The 15,872-nt window shown below is 60.7% G+C and carries 17 protein-coding genes; 5 read left to right on the forward strand and 12 right to left on the reverse strand.

The window, feature by feature from the left end; genetic code table 11:
• Positions 1-201: 201 nt before the first annotated feature.
• The 3 genes from fdxA to J3A65_RS16890 form a co-directional block, all read right to left on the reverse strand.
• A complete protein-coding gene (gene fdxA, locus J3A65_RS16880) occupies positions 202-540 on the reverse strand; it encodes a ferredoxin FdxA (protein ID WP_062462209.1) in 339 nt (112 codons plus the stop codon).
• A 182-nt stretch (positions 541-722) separates the two neighbouring features.
• On the reverse strand, positions 723-1,130 hold the full coding sequence (locus tag J3A65_RS16885; RefSeq protein WP_062462206.1) for an RNA-binding S4 domain-containing protein: 408 nt from the start codon (positions 1,128-1,130) through the stop codon (positions 723-725).
• Positions 1,131-1,134: 4 nt separating this feature from the next.
• Positions 1,135-4,335 carry a helicase-related protein gene (locus J3A65_RS16890; RefSeq protein WP_209903582.1) on the reverse strand — a complete coding sequence of 1,067 codons (3,201 nt, stop codon included), beginning with the start codon at positions 4,333-4,335 and terminating at the stop codon, positions 1,135-1,137.
• A gap of 375 nt (positions 4,336-4,710) precedes the next feature.
• On the opposite strand from J3A65_RS16890, the gene J3A65_RS16895 reads away from it, so the two are divergent.
• Positions 4,711-4,866, forward strand: a complete 156-nt coding sequence (locus J3A65_RS16895; RefSeq protein ID WP_082471964.1) for a DUF3309 family protein — start codon at positions 4,711-4,713, stop codon at positions 4,864-4,866.
• 40 nt (positions 4,867-4,906) lie between these two features.
• The gene (locus J3A65_RS16900; protein WP_062462199.1) at positions 4,907-5,161 is read left to right on the forward strand and encodes a YMGG-like glycine zipper-containing protein; all 255 of its coding nucleotides are present in this window, start codon (positions 4,907-4,909) and stop codon (positions 5,159-5,161) included.
• A gap of 63 nt (positions 5,162-5,224) precedes the next feature.
• Here J3A65_RS16900 and J3A65_RS16905 read toward each other — a convergent pair whose 3' ends face one another.
• Entirely contained in the window at positions 5,225-5,953 is a 729-nt protein-coding gene (locus J3A65_RS16905) for a beta-ketoacyl-ACP reductase (RefSeq protein WP_062581568.1), read from the reverse strand.
• Between the two features lie 81 nt (positions 5,954-6,034).
• Positions 6,035-7,216: an acetyl-CoA C-acetyltransferase gene (locus J3A65_RS16910; RefSeq protein WP_209902400.1), complete on the reverse strand. Its 1,182-nt coding sequence runs from the start codon at positions 7,214-7,216 to the stop codon at positions 6,035-6,037.
• A 230-nt stretch (positions 7,217-7,446) separates the two neighbouring features.
• Here J3A65_RS16910 and phaR point away from each other — a divergent pair, with 230 nt between their 5' ends.
• Positions 7,447-8,043 (forward strand): polyhydroxyalkanoate synthesis repressor PhaR, encoded by a 597-nt coding sequence (phaR, locus tag J3A65_RS16915; protein WP_174197184.1) that lies wholly within the window; start codon positions 7,447-7,449, stop codon positions 8,041-8,043.
• 91 nt (positions 8,044-8,134) lie between these two features.
• Here the strand turns inward: phaR and rpmF are convergent, their stop codons facing one another.
• The 4 genes from rpmF to mtgA form a co-directional block, all read right to left on the reverse strand.
• The gene (gene rpmF, locus J3A65_RS16920; protein WP_062462189.1) at positions 8,135-8,320 is read right to left on the reverse strand and encodes a 50S ribosomal protein L32; all 186 of its coding nucleotides are present in this window, start codon (positions 8,318-8,320) and stop codon (positions 8,135-8,137) included.
• Positions 8,321-8,488: 168 nt separating this feature from the next.
• On the reverse strand, positions 8,489-9,136 hold the full coding sequence (locus J3A65_RS16925; protein WP_209902402.1) for a glutathione S-transferase family protein: 648 nt from the start codon (positions 9,134-9,136) through the stop codon (positions 8,489-8,491).
• 14 nt (positions 9,137-9,150) lie between these two features.
• The gene (locus J3A65_RS16930; RefSeq protein ID WP_209902404.1) at positions 9,151-9,873 is read right to left on the reverse strand and encodes a DUF1868 domain-containing protein; all 723 of its coding nucleotides are present in this window, start codon (positions 9,871-9,873) and stop codon (positions 9,151-9,153) included.
• Between the two features lie 111 nt (positions 9,874-9,984).
• On the reverse strand, positions 9,985-10,731 hold the full coding sequence (gene mtgA / locus J3A65_RS16935) for a monofunctional biosynthetic peptidoglycan transglycosylase (protein ID WP_113165656.1): 747 nt from the start codon (positions 10,729-10,731) through the stop codon (positions 9,985-9,987).
• A gap of 131 nt (positions 10,732-10,862) precedes the next feature.
• Between mtgA and J3A65_RS16940 the strand changes: the two genes are divergently transcribed.
• On the forward strand, positions 10,863-11,777 hold the full coding sequence (locus J3A65_RS16940) for a polyprenyl synthetase family protein (RefSeq protein ID WP_209902407.1): 915 nt from the start codon (positions 10,863-10,865) through the stop codon (positions 11,775-11,777).
• Positions 11,778-11,826: 49 nt separating this feature from the next.
• Entirely contained in the window at positions 11,827-12,468 is a 642-nt protein-coding gene (locus tag J3A65_RS16945; RefSeq protein ID WP_062462179.1) for a LysE family translocator, read from the forward strand.
• 25 nt (positions 12,469-12,493) lie between these two features.
• On the opposite strand, the gene J3A65_RS16950 is transcribed toward J3A65_RS16945, so the two are convergent.
• From J3A65_RS16950 to J3A65_RS16960, 3 genes are all read right to left on the reverse strand, one after another.
• Positions 12,494-13,153 carry an OmpA family protein gene (locus J3A65_RS16950; protein ID WP_062462176.1) on the reverse strand — a complete coding sequence of 220 codons (660 nt, stop codon included), beginning with the start codon at positions 13,151-13,153 and terminating at the stop codon, positions 12,494-12,496.
• Positions 13,154-13,267: 114 nt separating this feature from the next.
• Positions 13,268-14,518, reverse strand: coding sequence for a flavodoxin-dependent (E)-4-hydroxy-3-methylbut-2-enyl-diphosphate synthase (ispG, locus tag J3A65_RS16955; RefSeq protein ID WP_113165653.1), 1,251 nt, complete (start codon positions 14,516-14,518; stop codon positions 13,268-13,270).
• Between the two features lie 105 nt (positions 14,519-14,623).
• Positions 14,624-15,817 carry an MFS transporter gene (locus J3A65_RS16960; protein WP_209902410.1) on the reverse strand — a complete coding sequence of 398 codons (1,194 nt, stop codon included), beginning with the start codon at positions 15,815-15,817 and terminating at the stop codon, positions 14,624-14,626.
• Between the last annotated feature and the right edge of the window lie 55 nt (positions 15,818-15,872).

The following is a 15,872-nucleotide window of genomic DNA, read 5'->3' on the forward strand; positions in this document are numbered from 1 at the left end:
GCGGGGAGCGATCTGTTTCTTTCGTGATGTTTTTCGGGCACGCGAGTGCCACCTTGTGGAACAGTGAGTAAGCTCTACCACAAAAAAGTGCGGAAATCAATAATTTGCTTTTATTCTTGCAAGCCGCGTGACAGTCGGACAGTGCCCAACCAAAAGACAGCTGATTCGAGCGGGTGACGGGCGCACCGTCACCATCCAGGTTTAATCGCCGGAACCTGGCTCCGCCGAGAAGTACTTTTCATACTTGCCTTCTTCGCCGTCCATTTCCTTGGCCTCCGGAAGCGGATCCCGCTTCACGGTAATGTTCGGCCAGATCTGCGCGAAGTCGGAGTTCACCTTCAGCCACTTGTCGAGACCTGGTTCCGTGTCAGGCTTGATGGCCTCAGCCGGACATTCAGGCTCGCAGACGCCGCAATCGATGCATTCGTCCGGGTGAATGACCAGAAAGTTCTCACCTTCGTAGAAGCAATCGACCGGGCACACTTCGACACAGTCTGTGTATTTGCAGCGGATGCAATTGTCTGTCACGACGAATGTCATGCGAAACTCCGAATATCGCAGATTGCGGCACGCTGCCGACGAAAGGTGCGGCAGGCGAAAAGCCGGCAGACTTCAGCACTAAAGGAAGTCATGCTTTTCGAGTGTCACCTAATGCCTTTGCTGCAACTGCGCAAGAATAAACCGTGCGTAAAAACCGGGTCTTGAGGGCGGATTTTCTAAACCTAGTTTTCGCCCGCTTCGGGAAACAGGCGTTCGGTCTCCCGCCTTTCCTTCTTCGTCGGACGCCCCGAGCCCGGCAGGCGTTGCGCCTGCTCGAACGCCGTCAACTTCTGGCGTTCCTCCGGAGGCGGCGTCAGATCTTCGTAGAGAAGCCGCGCCTCTTCGAATGGACCCCGCCGATCACCACCGGACTTGACCACCAGAACCACATCGCGCCGTTCCAGCTTGATGTCGAGGCGGTCCCCGGTCTTGACCTGATAGCTTGGCTGAGACACCAGCGCGCCGTTGATCCGGATGCAGTTGGACTGGATCAGCGACTGCGCGATGGAGCGTGACTTTGCCATTCGCGCGAAAAAGAGCCACTTGTCGATGCGCTGTCGCGAACCTGCATGCAGCTCTTTTTCAACCATGCGCCTACTTCTTCATCTGCTCCTTGAGAGCAGCAAGCTTGGCAAAGGGCGAATCCGGATCGATCGGCTTTTCCTTGCGCGGTGGCTTGGCCTCAAAGCGAGCGGGCTGTGGTCCCTTGTTACGGTCCGGACGATCGTTACGATCTCCGCGCTCGGGACGATCGCCCCGGTTTTCAGGACGACGGTTGTTGTTGTCGCGGTTCGGACGACCACCGTCACGGCGCTCGCCATCCCGACGACCATCGCGGCGGCCTTCCTTGGGAGCGGCTTCGCCCTGGGGGCGGGCTTCCTGGGTGCGGCCTGCTGAGGCAGCACCGGCATTGCGCTGACCCTGGCCGTTACCACGGCGATCACCCTGCTGTGGCCGACCACCCTGGCGCTGGCTATTCTCGCGACCGCCACCCGGGCGCCACAGGAGAACAGGCTTTGCTTCTTCGGGTTCGACGGCAGCGGCAGCTTCAGTCGAGGCGGCTGTCTCGGCCTGAGCGTCCGGCTCGGCTGTTGCAGGTGCCTCAACGGTTTCAGCTTCCATGGAAGCGGCGACGTCAGGCGCTGCAGCTTCTTCACTCGCAGCGTCTTCTGCAGGAGCAGCAGCCTCAGCAGACGCCACAACCTCAGCGGAAGCCTCGGTTGCTTCAGTTGCTTCGACCTGATCGCCTTCGGCAGTCGGTGCGGCCTCGTCTGCTGCAGCCGTTGGCGTGGCAGGGGCAGCCGCAGCTGGCTCCTGGCCAGCCAGGAATGCCTGCGCCTCTTCAGGCTTCACGGCATCGGCGCGATAGCCGAGGCCTTTCAGAATTTCTTCCATATCGTCAGGCGTTGCGCCGAGGATCGACAGCATGGCTGTCGTCGTCACGAAGCGGCGACCGTCATAGGCGCCTTCCGGACGCGGGCTGGAGCCCGGCTTCCACTGCAGCAGCGGACGGATGAGATCGGCCAGACGCTCGAGAATGTCGATACGAACGGCACGCTTGCCGAGGAAGCGGAAACCGGCGAGCTTGTAGAAGGTACGCTCGAAAGCAGGATCCGCGACGACCGATGTGCGGCCGGCAGCAAGCGCCGGAATGAGATCGCCGTAACCCGGCTTGTCGATGCCGTCGTTCTTCAGCGCCCAGAGAAGCGTGATAAGCTCGGCCGGAGCAGGCTTCAGCAGCGCCGGCATGAACACATGGTAGGCGCCGAAGCGGATGCCGTAGCGGCGCATCGAAGCGCGCGCATCCTGATCGAGCGTCTTCACGTCTTCGGCAACATCGCGCCGGAACATGACGCCGAGGTTTTCGACCAGCTGGAAGGCCAGGCCCTTGGCGAGACCCTGCAGGTCTTCAGCGCGCGACAGATCGTCCAGCGGCTTCAGCACGGTCGCGATATGATGGTTCACGAAACGCTCGATGCGCGCAACGACGTGTTCGCGGGCATTGCCGGTCAACTGCTCGTCGGCAAGCAGGATCAGGCGCGGGCGCATGATATGGTCGCTCGACGCAAGCCGGCCGACAGGTTCGCCGAGCCAGCGCACGGAACCGTCCGAGCCGACAGCAAGGTCGTTGTTGCCGGATGCATAAAGCCGCGCGGCGCGTGCCTCGAACTCCAGCGCAAGCGCCTTTTGCGCGGCACCCTGGACGGCCTTCGCATCGGGACCCTCCGTGCCGGCTATAGGCGTGAATCGGAATCCAGCCAATTGCCCCACATGATGGCCTTCGACGAAGACATCCCCATTCACACTGATTTCAGCTTCCAGCATCGCATTCTCTCTTAGGCGCTTCATGAGCACAGATGTCCTGCGATCAACAAAGCGTTTCGTCAACCGTTCATGTAACGCGTCCGACAACCTATCCTCGATTTCCCGTGTCTTTTCTTGCCAGTGTGTCGGATCGGCAAGCCAGCCAGGGCGGTTCGAAACATAGGTCCAGGTACGGATCTGCGCGATTCGGGCCGACAGGGTGTCGATTTCTCCGTCGGTCCGGTCGGCGCGGCGAACCTGTTCTGCCATGAATTGCTCGTTCACCGTGCCGAAGCGCACAAGATCCGAGAAAAGAGTCGAAATGAGGTCTGCGTGTTGCGCAGGGGCAATCCGCCGATAGTCCGGCAGAGCGCAGGCCTCCCACAATTTTTCCACCCGCTCCGGCGTTGTCGCCGTATCGCGGATTTCTGCGTAGCGCGACAGATAGTCGAGCGCCTGGATATCGATTGCCGGCAGCGCGCGGGCAAGCCCCGCCACGGTCGGCGGCCGGTCGAGACTGGCACGCAGAGCGGCAAGCGAGGAATAGTCGACGCTTTTCGTGCGCCACTGCAGCACTTTCACCGGCTCGAAATGATGACCCTCGATCCGCTCGACCAGTTCGTCGTCGAACGGCTGGACCTGCCCGGTGACACCAAAGGTTCCGTCACGCAGGTGGCGGCCCGCACGCCCGGCAATCTGCGCCATTTCGGACGGATTGAGATTGCGGAACTGATAGCCGTCGAACTTGCGATCCTGAGCGAAGGCAACGTGATCCACATCGAGATTGAGGCCCATGCCGATCGCATCGGTTGCGACGAGATATTCCACATCGCCTTCCTGATAGAGAGCGACCTGTGCATTGCGGGTGCGCGGGCTCAAGGCGCCAAGCACGACAGCCGCACCACCGCGCTGGCGGCGGATCAGTTCGGCGATCGCATAGACCTCTTCCGCAGAGAAGGCGACGATCGCGGAACGCTGCGGCAGGCGGGTGATCTTTTTCTGACCGGCATAAAACAACTGCGAGAGGCGCGGCCGTTCGACCACGGTGATCCCGGGAAGCAGCCGTTCGAGGATCGGCCGCATGGTGCCGGCACCGAGCAGCAACGTCTCCTCGCGTCCGCGAAGATGCAGGATGCGGTCGGTGAAGATGTGCCCGCGCTCGAGATCGCCGGCCAGCTGTACCTCGTCGATGGCGACGAAGGCGGCCTTTGTCTCGCGCGGCATCGCCTCGACGGTGCAGACGGAAAAGCGCGCCATATGCGGCGTGATCTTTTCCTCGCCCGTGATCAGCGCGACATTGTGATAACCGACCTTCTCCACGACACGTGTATAGACCTCGCGTGCAAGCAGGCGAAGGGGCAGACCGATGACGCCGGAACCGTGCGCAACCATGCGCTCGATGGCATAATGGGTCTTGCCGGTATTGGTGGGGCCTAGCACGGCCGTGACGCCGCGGCCGCTGAGAATCATGGGCTGAGAATGCAAAGCCAGTTCCTGCTTATCCGCCGATGCGATCCTCCACGGAAACGCAATCGCAGTATCAGATGGCCATGCTCGACGATAAACGCAAGCCGATATGTTGTCCTCGACAAGGCGAGACCACGATTTCCAGGATCAACATGCGTACGATACGCAAGCCAGTTTCGTTCGAACAAACGTGAACGAATCGGCGACGATTGCGGATTCCGGAGCGTTCCCGATCTGTTTCGAACATTACCCGGCTTTCCGACGCATGGCGAAAGTGTAACCCGTTAACCACACCCCACGGGCAAGCAAGTGGTGAGTGGAACAAAAGTTCCCATGCTACGTTTTCTCGGCAATCCCAACCGGACATGTCGAGCCGGTAGGTCAGCGGAGTACAAGCCTATGCTCGGAACCATCCTACTTATCGTACTGATTTTGCTTTTGATCGGCGCGCTGCCGAATTGGGGGCACAGCCGGAACTGGGGTTATGGTCCGTCCGGCGGTCTCGGCCTCGTTGTGCTGATTATCATCATCCTCCTGCTGATGGGCAGGATCTAAAAGCGGCGAAGCCGCACGTTACCAAGGGAAGGAAAGTGACATGAAAAAAGTTTTGCTCGTCGGCGCTCTCGTCGGAATGCTGGCATCCTGCACATCCACTGAAAAGGGCACTGCAATCGGTGCTGCTTCGGGCGCCGTTATCGGTGGCGCTGTGACCAACAGCTGGGGTGGCGCTGCAGTCGGCGCTGTCGGCGGCGGTCTGGTTGGCGCTGCTATCGGCGAATCGCAGAAGCGCAACGGTTACTGCGTCTATCGCGACCGTTATGGCCGTACATACGAAGCGCGTTGCCGCTAAGTCCTGCGTTTAGTCGCAGAATAGAAACCGGCGTCCCATGGGCGCCGGTTTTTTTGTATCCGCTTACCCGGCGAAATACTGACCGCCATTTGCGCTGAGCGTCGAGCCGGTAATGAATCCGGCTTCTTCAGAGGCCAGAAACAGCACGCAGCGGGCGATTTCTTCCGGTTCGCCCAACCGTCCGACAGGTATCTGCGGGATGATCTTTTCGTCCATCACCTTTTGCGGGATGGCACGCACCATGTCGGTGCCGATATAGCCGGGGCAGATCGCATTGACGGTGATGTTCTTCGAGGCCCCCTCTTGAGCCAGCGCCTTGGTGAAGCCGAGATCGCCCGCCTTGGCGGCAGAATAGTTCACCTGCCCCATCTGGCCCCTCTGGCCATTGATCGAGGAGATGTTGATGATGCGGCCGAAGCCGCGCTCGCGCATGCCGGGCCAGACCGGATGGGTCATGTTGAACAGCCCGGACAGGTTGGTATCGATGACCTCCTTCCACTGCTGTGGCGTGATCTTGTGAAACATGCCGTCGCGGGTGATGCCGGCATTGTTGACGAGGACGTCGACAGGCCCGAGCTGCGCTTCGACTTCAGCGATGCCCTTCACGCAGGCATCGTAATCCGACACGTCCCACTGGAACACCGGAATGCCCGTCGCCGCGTGAAACTCAGCGGCCTTTTCGGTATTGCCCGCAAAATTTGCGGCGACCGAATAGCCTGCCGCTTTCATCGCAGTGCTGATCGCAGCCCCGATGCCGCGCGTGCCTCCTGAAATCAACGCGATACGCGCCATGTAAACTTCCTTTCATACCGTCGCCGCCGTCAGCGTAACGGAACTGCTTACGCCGATAACGTGGGCAGCTGCCACCGAGTGCTAGAGCGCTTCCAGACACATGGCGACGCCCATACCACCCCCGATGCAGAGCGTCGCAAGCCCCTTTTTCGCGCCACGGCGCTTCATTTCGAACAGCAGCGTATTGAGAATTCGCGCACCCGACGCACCGATCGGGTGACCGATGGCGATCGCTCCGCCGTTGACGTTGACGAGCGACGGATCGAGGCCCAGATCCCGCGTGACCGCGCAGGACTGTGCGGCAAACGCCTCATTCGCTTCGATCAGGTCGACATCGCCGATTTTCCAACCGGCTTTTTCCAGCGCGCGACGCGAAGCCGGGATGGGGCCAGTTCCCATGATCTGCGGATCGACGCCGGCGGTGGCCCAGGAGACGATGCGCGCGAGCGGCGCAATGCCACGACGACCGGCTTCGTCCTCCGTCATCAGCAACGCCGCGGCTGCGCCATCGTTGAGGCCGGATGCGTTGGCGGCAGTCACTGTGCCTTCCTTATCGAAGGCCGGCCGAAGCTTCGCCATCCCCTCCAAAGTCGCACCGGCACGGATGTATTCGTCGTTTTCGACGCGAACATCGCCCTTTCGGGTCTGGATCAGGAACGGAACGATCTCGTCCCTGAAGCGGCCAGCAACCTGCGCTGCCTCCGCTTTGTTTTGCGAGGAGACCGCAAACTGATCCTGTTCCTCGCGCGACAACTGCCACTGGCGGGCGATGTTTTCAGCGGTGATGCCCATGTGATAGCCGTAGAACGCGTCGGTCAGGCCATCCTTGATCATCGTATCGATCATCTTGAAATCACCCATCTTCACGCCGCCGCGCAGATGTGCGCAATGCGGGGCCATCGACATGGATTCCTGGCCTCCCGCGACGATGATTTTGGCATCGCCGAGCGCGATCTGCTGCATGCCGAGTGCGACGGCACGAAGACCGGAACCGCAGAGCTGGTTGACGCCCCAGGCCGTCGCCTCCTGCGGCACCCCGGCCTTCATCGCCGCCTGGCGGGCGGGGTTCTGTCCCTCGCCGGCAGGAAGGACCTGGCCAATGATGACCTCGTCCACTTCACCCGCCTCCACGCCACCGCGCGCCAGCACCTCCTTGATCACCGCGCCACCGAGTTCGTGTGCGGGGACGTTTGCAAATGCGCCATTGAACGAGCCGACGGCCGTTCGTGCTGCGGCTGCGATAACGATGGATGGATTGGACATGATGTCTCCTCTTTCCGTTTCTTGGCACCGAGACTGGCAAAGCCTGTGCGCCCTGTCAAACGCCCGGTTTTCGCCCGAAAAACCCGATTTTTCATCGATTTGCTGCGCAGCATGGTGATCCATCGCGGCGCACAAATCGATTGTCAGTTGCGCCAATTTAAGCTTACATTCGAGGCGGGAGAAGATGCCAAGCACTAATAATCGCGCGAATGGCGAAGTGGAGGGAAATCATGGCAAAGACCGAAGGTGACGTGACGATCAAGAAATACGCTAACCGGCGTCTCTACAACACCGGAACAAGCACATACGTGACGCTCGAAGACTTGGCTAAAATGGTCAAGAAGGGCGAGGTATTTACGGTTCAGGATGCCAAGACGGGCGAGGACATCACGCACTCGGTTCTGACCCAGATCATTTTCGAGCAGGAGTCGAAGACCGGAAACACGCTTTTGCCGGTGTCCTTCCTGCGACAGCTGATCTCCTATTACGGCGATCAGATGCAGATGGTGGTGCCGACCTTCCTCGAACACTCGATGAAGACGTTTACGGACCAGCAGGTGCAGATGCGCGAGCAGATGACGAGTGCGTTCGGTGACACGCCGATCGCCAAGAACCTGCACCTTCCGATGCAGATGATGGAAGAACAGGTGCGGCGCAATACGGACATGTTCCGTCAGGCCATGCAGATGTTCGCGCCCTTTGCCGGTGCCGCGACGCCGCACCAGTCCGCCCCACCATCGGGCAAGAAGGCGGAAGCCAAGGACATCGACGAACTGAAGGAGCAGCTCCGCGCGCTTCAGGGTCGTCTCGACAGCATGAGCACCTGAACGGCACCTGCTGCGGGAAGAAACGCGCCTTACCGAGCGCGCAACAAAAAAGGCCGGCAAAGCCGGCCTTTCAAGCAATCATCAGAAAAGCTTATGCGCTTTCCTTCGGCGTCAGAACCTGACGGCCGCGGTACATACCGGTCTTGAGATCGATATGGTGCGGACGGCGCAGTTCGCCGGAGTTCTTGTCCTCGACAAATGTCGGGGTCTTGAGAGCGTCAGCAGAGCGGCGCATACCGCGCTTCGACGGGCTCGTTTTTCTTTTAGGTACAGCCATTTTCGTTACTCCACTTCGTGCAAAACAGGGATTTCCGGCCGGAACTGAGGCCGAACATTCCATGTCTCGATCTCGGAAATTTGGCGCGCTTATACATGCCAACCGGGTACTTGACCAGTCCCTGCAGGGATATTGGCGGGATTTTTTCGCAAACCACGCCGAAACACCTCAGGCCTCGTCTTCTTCGACGATTGCTGTCTCCTGAAGGGCCGCTTCCTGCCATGAAACCCAGGCCGGATGCGACGTCATGGCCTCCATATACGCAAGCGTGTCGGCGTCGTCTACCAGATCATAGACCGCAAAGCGATTGACGACCGGCGCAAACATCGCGTCCGCGGCGGTAAAGTCGCCAAACAGGAACGGACCGCCGGATTTTGCCCGCAGTTCCCGCCAGATCGTGGAGATGCGCGCGACGTCTTCCATCACCCCATCGGCAAGCTCGATACGCCGCTTCGGCCGGCGAAAATTCATCGGGCAGGCATTGCGCAGCGCGCGAAAGCCCGAGAGCATCTCCATCGAGATGGAACGGGCGACGGCACGATCCGCAGAGGATGTCGGCCAGAGCCCGCTCTCCGGAAACAGCTCGGCTGCGTATTCGATGATCGACAGCGACTGCCAGACGCGCACGTCGCCATGATGCAGCACCGGCACCTGGGCATTGGGCGAGATCGTCTTGTAGCGTGGATTGCCTGCCGGATAATCGAACGGGATCAGCACTTCCTCGAAAGGAACGCCGGCAGCTGTGAGCGCAATCCAGGGCCGGAAGGACCAGGACGAATAGTTCTTATTTGCGATATAGAGGACGAGTTTTTCCATCGGCGCGGTTTCCATCAGGTCTCGGAATCGAAAATCATCAGTTCGTGGAAATGGTTCATGTCCTCGAACGAGCAGAATGCCGGCGGCCGCAATTCCAGCACCGGGGCCGCGCGCTGGATCTCAGCGGTCACCTCGTCGAGCATCGCCTGCCAAGCCGGCAGCGCTGCATCCGACAGGCGCTCGATCACATAGGCAAAGGTAATGTGGAACGCATAGTCGTCGTGATCCGGATGGCGATAACCGAAGAGCCGCGCCAGCGCATCGCGCCAGGCCTTCATCGCCTTGCGGTCATGCTCGGACTTCCCCTCGACCACGAGACCCGACGGCTTGGCGCTTTTCACGGTGACCTGGAACGGATCCAGCGTCGAGAAACCTTCGAGCCGAGCCGCCATGATTTCCGTCATATCCTCGATCGGCGTCTCAAGCGGCATATCGTCCGGCCAGAAGCGAGGCTTGCGGCGGTATTCGATGACACCCTGAAACAGCGTCATGTGGAGGCTGGTGATCGGTGTGAAGAGAAAACGCTCGGCTTCCGGCATCTCGAGATAGCGCGCGCGTGCCGACACAAGCAGCGCCTGCGTTGCCGATCCTTTTTCCAGATGGCAGACGATCGTGTTGCCGGGCTCGGGCAGAAAGCCGCCTCGCCGTCCGTAACGCGTTCCGAGCCGCGGCGGCGGTTTTGGATTGTGCGTCGCCGAGTATCTGAGGAGATCTTGCGAAATCAGTCTGGCATCCATCGGCGGTCCACTTTCTGCGTAAACGCACTCACAAAGCGTGCTCGATGCGCTCTTAAGCCAGCGTCGATACTGACAGATGACATGAGGGACGTTTAACGCTTAGTTTTGACGTCACCCATAAATGCATTTGATGTAATCGCTGGATGCGCGCGCGCGCCGTTCCACGACACCGGCCAGCCGCTGCATTCCGCGGCCGGGCTTGCTGGCGACCCGCGTGTGCGGATTGGGAAGTGCGACGGCAAGCAACGCGGCCTGCCGGGCACTGAGCTTGGCAGCTGGCACCTTGAAATGATACTGCGCGGCCGCTTCCGCACCATAGATGCCAGGTCCCCATTCTGCGACGTTGAGATAGATTTCCATCAACCGCCATTTCGGCCAAATGAAATCCTCAGCCAGCGCCAGCGGCAGTTCCAGCCCTTTACGGATGAAGGAGCGGCCGTTCCATAGAAACAGGTTTTTGGCCGTCTGCATCGGAATGGTGCTCGCGCCACGCGTTGCCTCGCCGTCCAGTGCATCCTGCACGACGCCGCGCATCTGGCGCCAGTCGACGCCGCCGTGGAAACAGAACTGGCCGTCCTCCGACATCATCACGGCCCGCACGAGATTGGGCGAGATGTCCTCGATATCAACCCACTGGCGGTCATACCCGCGCAGAAGAAACAGTTCCGACAGCATGAGGGTGGACACCGGCCGCGTGAATGGCAGCGCATAGACCGGGATGAGAAGATAGGGCAGCGCCACCAGCGCAATGACGAACAGGATGACGCGCCGGAGCCACGTGGTGTTAGGCAGGCGAAACCGTCGTGCGGGCCTCACGGGTTCGTCTTCTTCGGCATGCTGTTCAGGTGCGATATCCAAGGTGCTTCTACCCGCCCGTTTAAAGTTTCATAGCCGGTGGCGCTTTCGAAGGCCAGTCCACCGGCTGAAACTTCGGCAATGCTGGTAAATCGACATTGCCTGTATCGTCGCCTCATGCCAAACAGCCCGGCATGAACACGACCGATCCTGCATTCGAAAGAGGGTTGAAAGACAGCGCAGTCGCCACCGAGGCGCTGCTTGTGTCGCTTCTTTCGGACGAAACGCTGCCCGACGAAGTCACGCGCCCGGCCCATCTGATGGCCGCGATGCGCCACGGCTCGCTCAATGGCGGAAAGCGGCTGCGGCCGTTCCTGCTGCGCGAAAGCGCCCTTTTGCTGGATGGAAACGAACAGGCCGCCATGCGCATCGGCGCGGCGCTCGAATGTCTCCACTGTTATTCGCTCATCCACGACGACCTTCCCGCCATGGACGACGACGACCTTCGCCGTGGCCAGCCAACGGTGCACAGGGCATTCGACGAGGCGACCGCGATCTTGGCCGGCGACAGCCTGCTGACCTACGCCTTCGACATTATCGCAGCGCCTGAGACCGCGCTGCCGGACCGGGCAAAGACGGAACTTGTTCTGGCCCTTGCCCGCGCAGCCGGTTCCGGCGGCATGGTGGGTGGCCAGGCGCTCGATCTGGCTGCGGAGAAATCGGCACCGGACGAGGCCGGCATCACCACGCTGCAGGCGATGAAGACCGGCGCGCTGATCCGTTTCGCCTGCGAGGCAGGTGCCATCATCGCCGGTGCAGATCAGGAACATCGTCAGCGCCTCAGAAAATTCGGCCAGGTCATCGGGCTTGCTTTCCAGCTCGCCGATGATCTTCTCGACATCACCTCCGATGCCGAGACCATGGGCAAGGCGACCGGCAAGGATGCCGCCCGCGGCAAGGGCACGCTGGTTGCCATGCATGGCACAGGCTGGGCGGAAGAGAAGCTCGATGCGCTGACGGCAGAGGCCGTCGACCTGCTTGCGCCCTACGGCGAAAAGGCATTTATTCTGCAGCAGACGGCGCGCTTTATCGCCAGCCGTCAGAACTGACGAGACGGGACAACGGCAAGCCTCCCGGATCAGACCCGAGGAGTAAAGTATGCCGGATGTATTCGCCTACCTGCCCTATATCTGGCCAGCCTATCTCGCCTATCTCATCGCCGTCCTCAGCCCCGGACCTGCCAATTTCGCCATTATCGGGATGGCGATTTCGCATGGCCGTCGCAACGGCGTGATCCTGGCACTGGGCGTCTTCTGCGGCTCGCTGACCTGGGCCTGCGCTGCCGCACTAGGGCTCGCCGCAGTCCTGCGCAGCTACGCGATCGCGCTCGAAATCATGAAGGTTCTCGGCGGGCTCTATCTGATCTATCTCGCCTGGAAGGCATACCGCTCGGCGCGGACCCCGGATATCGAGACCGCATCGAGCGAGAGCAGGACGTCCTATACGGCAAGGCAACTCTGGCTGCGCGGCTATGCCATCCACGTCACCAATCCGAAGGCAATCTTCGGCTGGCTGGCGATCATTTCGCTCGGCCTGCCCGCGGATGCACCACCTTCGGCGATCATGCTGATCGTCGGCATCTGCTCGAGCTCGAGCCTGGTCATCTTCACCGGATATGCGGTTCTGTTTTCGACCCGCCACGCGCTTCGCGGCTACAAGGCCGCGCGGCGCTGGATCGAAGGCACCATGGCCGTCTTCTACAGCATTGCCGGCGTGAAACTGCTGACGAGCCGGATCTGACCGGCTCGTCTACTTTCAAGCGAACTCAGCCCTGCTCGATCGGCGCGATCGCGACTTCGACGCGGCGGTTCTGGGCGCGACCATCCGGCGAGGCGTTGGAAGCGACTGGCTGCGACGGGCCGTAGCCCATGGTCGAGACACGGCGTTGATCGACGCCGCGACCACCGAGATAGTTGGCGACCGAGACGGCACGGCGTTCCGAAAGCGCCTGGTTGTGCTGCAGGCTGCCGGTCGAATCCGTGTGACCGTTGACGTCGATATAGGTCTTGCCGAACTTGTTGAGTACGATCGCAACCGAATCGAGCGTGGCATAGAACGGCGGGATCACCTGATCCTGATCGGTGGCAAAGGTGATGTTCGACGGCATGTTTAGAATGATGCGGTCGCCGTTGCGGGTCACCGATACGCCGGTTCCCTGCAGCTGCTGGCGCAGTTCGGCTTCCTGGCGGTCCATGTAATTGCCGATGGCGCCACCGGCGAGGCCACCGATCGCAGCGCCGATCAGCGCATTGCGGCCCTTGTTGCCGCCGCCGATCAACAGACCGCCGACCGCGCCGAGACCGGCACCGATGGCAGCGCCACCAGCCGTGTTCGACATTTTCTGCTGACCCGTATAGGGATCGGTCGTCGTGCAGGCAGAGAGATACGTCGCGCAAGCTGCGACGATAGCAATTTTTTTCAACATATGAATCAGTTTCCCCGTCGTCCGTAGTACCCCTCATTTACCATGAAATACGGCAATAGCGAGGAGAGGCAGCGGCAGCCGGGATAAGGAATTATCCCTATCCGGGAATGACGCTTACTCGGCGGCGGTTTTCTGGCCGAAGCGGTTCTCGATGTAATCGATCACCAGCTTTTCGAAATCCTGAGCGATATTGGGGCCGCGCAGCGTCATCGCCTTCTGACCGTCGATAAAGATCGGGGCGGCAGGCGTCTCGCCAGTGCCGGGCAGCGAGATGCCGATATCGGCATGCTTGCTTTCGCCGGGGCCGTTGACGATGCAGCCCATGACGGCGACGTTCAGCGCCTCGACGCCCGGATACTTTTCGCGCCAGATCGGCATGTTCTTGCGGATATCGTTCTGGATGTTCTGGGCCAGCTCCTGGAACACCGTCGACGTGGTGCGCCCGCAGCCGGGACAAGCGGCAACCACCGGAATGAACTGGCGGAACCCCATGACCTGCAGGATTTCCTGCGCAACCTGCACTTCGCGGGTGCGGTCACCATTCGGTTCCGGCGTCAGCGACACCCGGATCGTATCGCCGATGCCGTGCTGCAGGACATAGCCCATGGCGGCCGACGAGGCGACGATGCCCTTGGTGCCCATGCCGGCCTCTGTCAGGCCCAGATGCAGCGCATGGTTGGAGCGCTCGGCCAGCATCGAATAGCAGGCGATCAGATCCTGCACCTGGCTGACTTTTGCGGACAGAATGATCCGGTTGCGCGGCAGGCCGATGCTTTCCGCAAGCTCGGCCGAAATCAGCGCCGACTGGACGATCGCCTCATGCATGACCTGGCGGGCAGACAGCGGCGAACCGGCTTCGGAATTGCGGTCCATCAGCGTCGTCAGAAGATCCTGGTCGAGCGAACCCCAGTTGACGCCGATGCGAACAGGCTTGTCGTAACGGATCGCCATCTCGATGATGTCGCCGAACTGCTTGTCCTTCTTGTCCTTGAAACCGACATTGCCCGGGTTGATGCGGTATTTTGCGAGCGCCTCGGCGCAGGCCGGATGATCGGCCAGCAGCTTGTGGCCGATATAATGGAAATCGCCGATCAACGGCACGTCGAGGCCGAGGCGCAGCAGACGCTCGCGCACCTTCGGCACGGCGGCAGCGCTCTCGTCGCGATCGACGGTGATGCGGACGATCTCGGAGCCTGCCTTGTAGAGCGCCGCAACCTGCGCAACGGTCGCATCCACATCCGCCGTATCGGTATTGGTCATCGACTGGACGACGACGGGCGCACCACCACCGACGATCACACCGCCGACATCGACGGCAACCGTGGCGCGGCGGGGCTTCGGGTCATATTCAATCGGTGCGTTCATGGGATCGTCTCGTTGCCTTTGCCCTGGGGCTAACTGGGGGCATAAACCGTCTTTCAGGTGGCGTATGACCGCCGGCTTGTCAACCAGCGGCCATGAATAGTTGGGTCAGTGATGCGCGCCGTCCGCATGCCTTGCAAGGTTCGAGAGAAGCAGCGTCACCAGGATCAGCACCGACAATCCCGCGAAAATGCTGCCAAGTCCCGTATGCTCAGCGATAAAGCCGATTGCCGAAGGTGCAACGAGAATTCCGGAATAGCCCATCGTGGTGACCACGGACAAACTGACGCCCGCTGCCATGCCCGGCAGATTGCCGGCCGCGGAAAACAGGATCGGCACGATGTTCGAAATGCCGATGCCGGCGATAGCAAAGCCTGCAATGGCCATTGTCGAACTGGTCGCAAAACCGATCGTCAGCATGCCCAGCATGGCGATGACGCCGCAGACCCTAAGCGTATTGACGGCACCGAACCGGTCGCGGATGAGATCGCCGGCAAAACGCATCGCCGCCATCGTGAAGGAGAAAGCCGCAAAGGCGAAGCCGGACAGCGTCAGCGAGGCCGACAGCTCGTTGCGCATGTAAAGCGCGCCCCAATCAAGAATGGATCCCTCGGGGATCATGCAGAACAGCGCCATGATTCCGAGCAGCCAGGGAAGCGGTGACGACGGCAGGCGGCGTCCGGCCCCGGCCGCCCTCTCCTCCGGATGCGGCGCATCCTGAAGCACCATTTTCCAGGCGACGGCGATCATGACGGCGGCGACGACGGTTACGAAAAGCGCATGCGGAAGAACGCCGATCCGTTCGAGAAGAAAGCCACCGGTCGAGGCGCCGAGCAGGCCGCCGAGGCTCCAGAACGCGTGGCAGGATGACATGATCGCGCGGCGCATGCCTTTCTCAGTCGCAACGGCATTGGCATTCATTGCCACATCCATCGCGCCGATCAGGCCGCCGAACAGAAACAACGCAACCGCTCCGCTCCAGATGCTGCCAATCAGCGACAGCAGAAGAAGCGTCGGCGTCAGCAGGACCGCGGTGACCTTGGAGACAATGCTCGATCCGAACCTTGCGATCTGGCTGCCGGCGATCGGCATCATCACGATGGAGCCTAACCCGAAAATCAGGATCATCACGCCGAGCGACTTTTCGCTCAGCTCCAGACGTGCCGCAAATTCCGGGATCTTTGGCGCCCAGGCACCGATCATGAAGCCGTTCATCAGAAACAGCAGCGATACGCCGATCCGCTCCGGTGTGATGAAAGCACGTCGGGTCTTGGCTTCCGCCGGCGAAGACAAATCGTTCATCAGGTTGCTTCCTCCAGGCGCTGAGATTTATTTAAATCGATTTAGATTGCAATCT

This window comes from Rhizobium sp. PvP014 (assembly GCF_017876855.1).
GTDB lineage: Bacteria > Pseudomonadota > Alphaproteobacteria > Rhizobiales > Rhizobiaceae > Neorhizobium > Neorhizobium soli.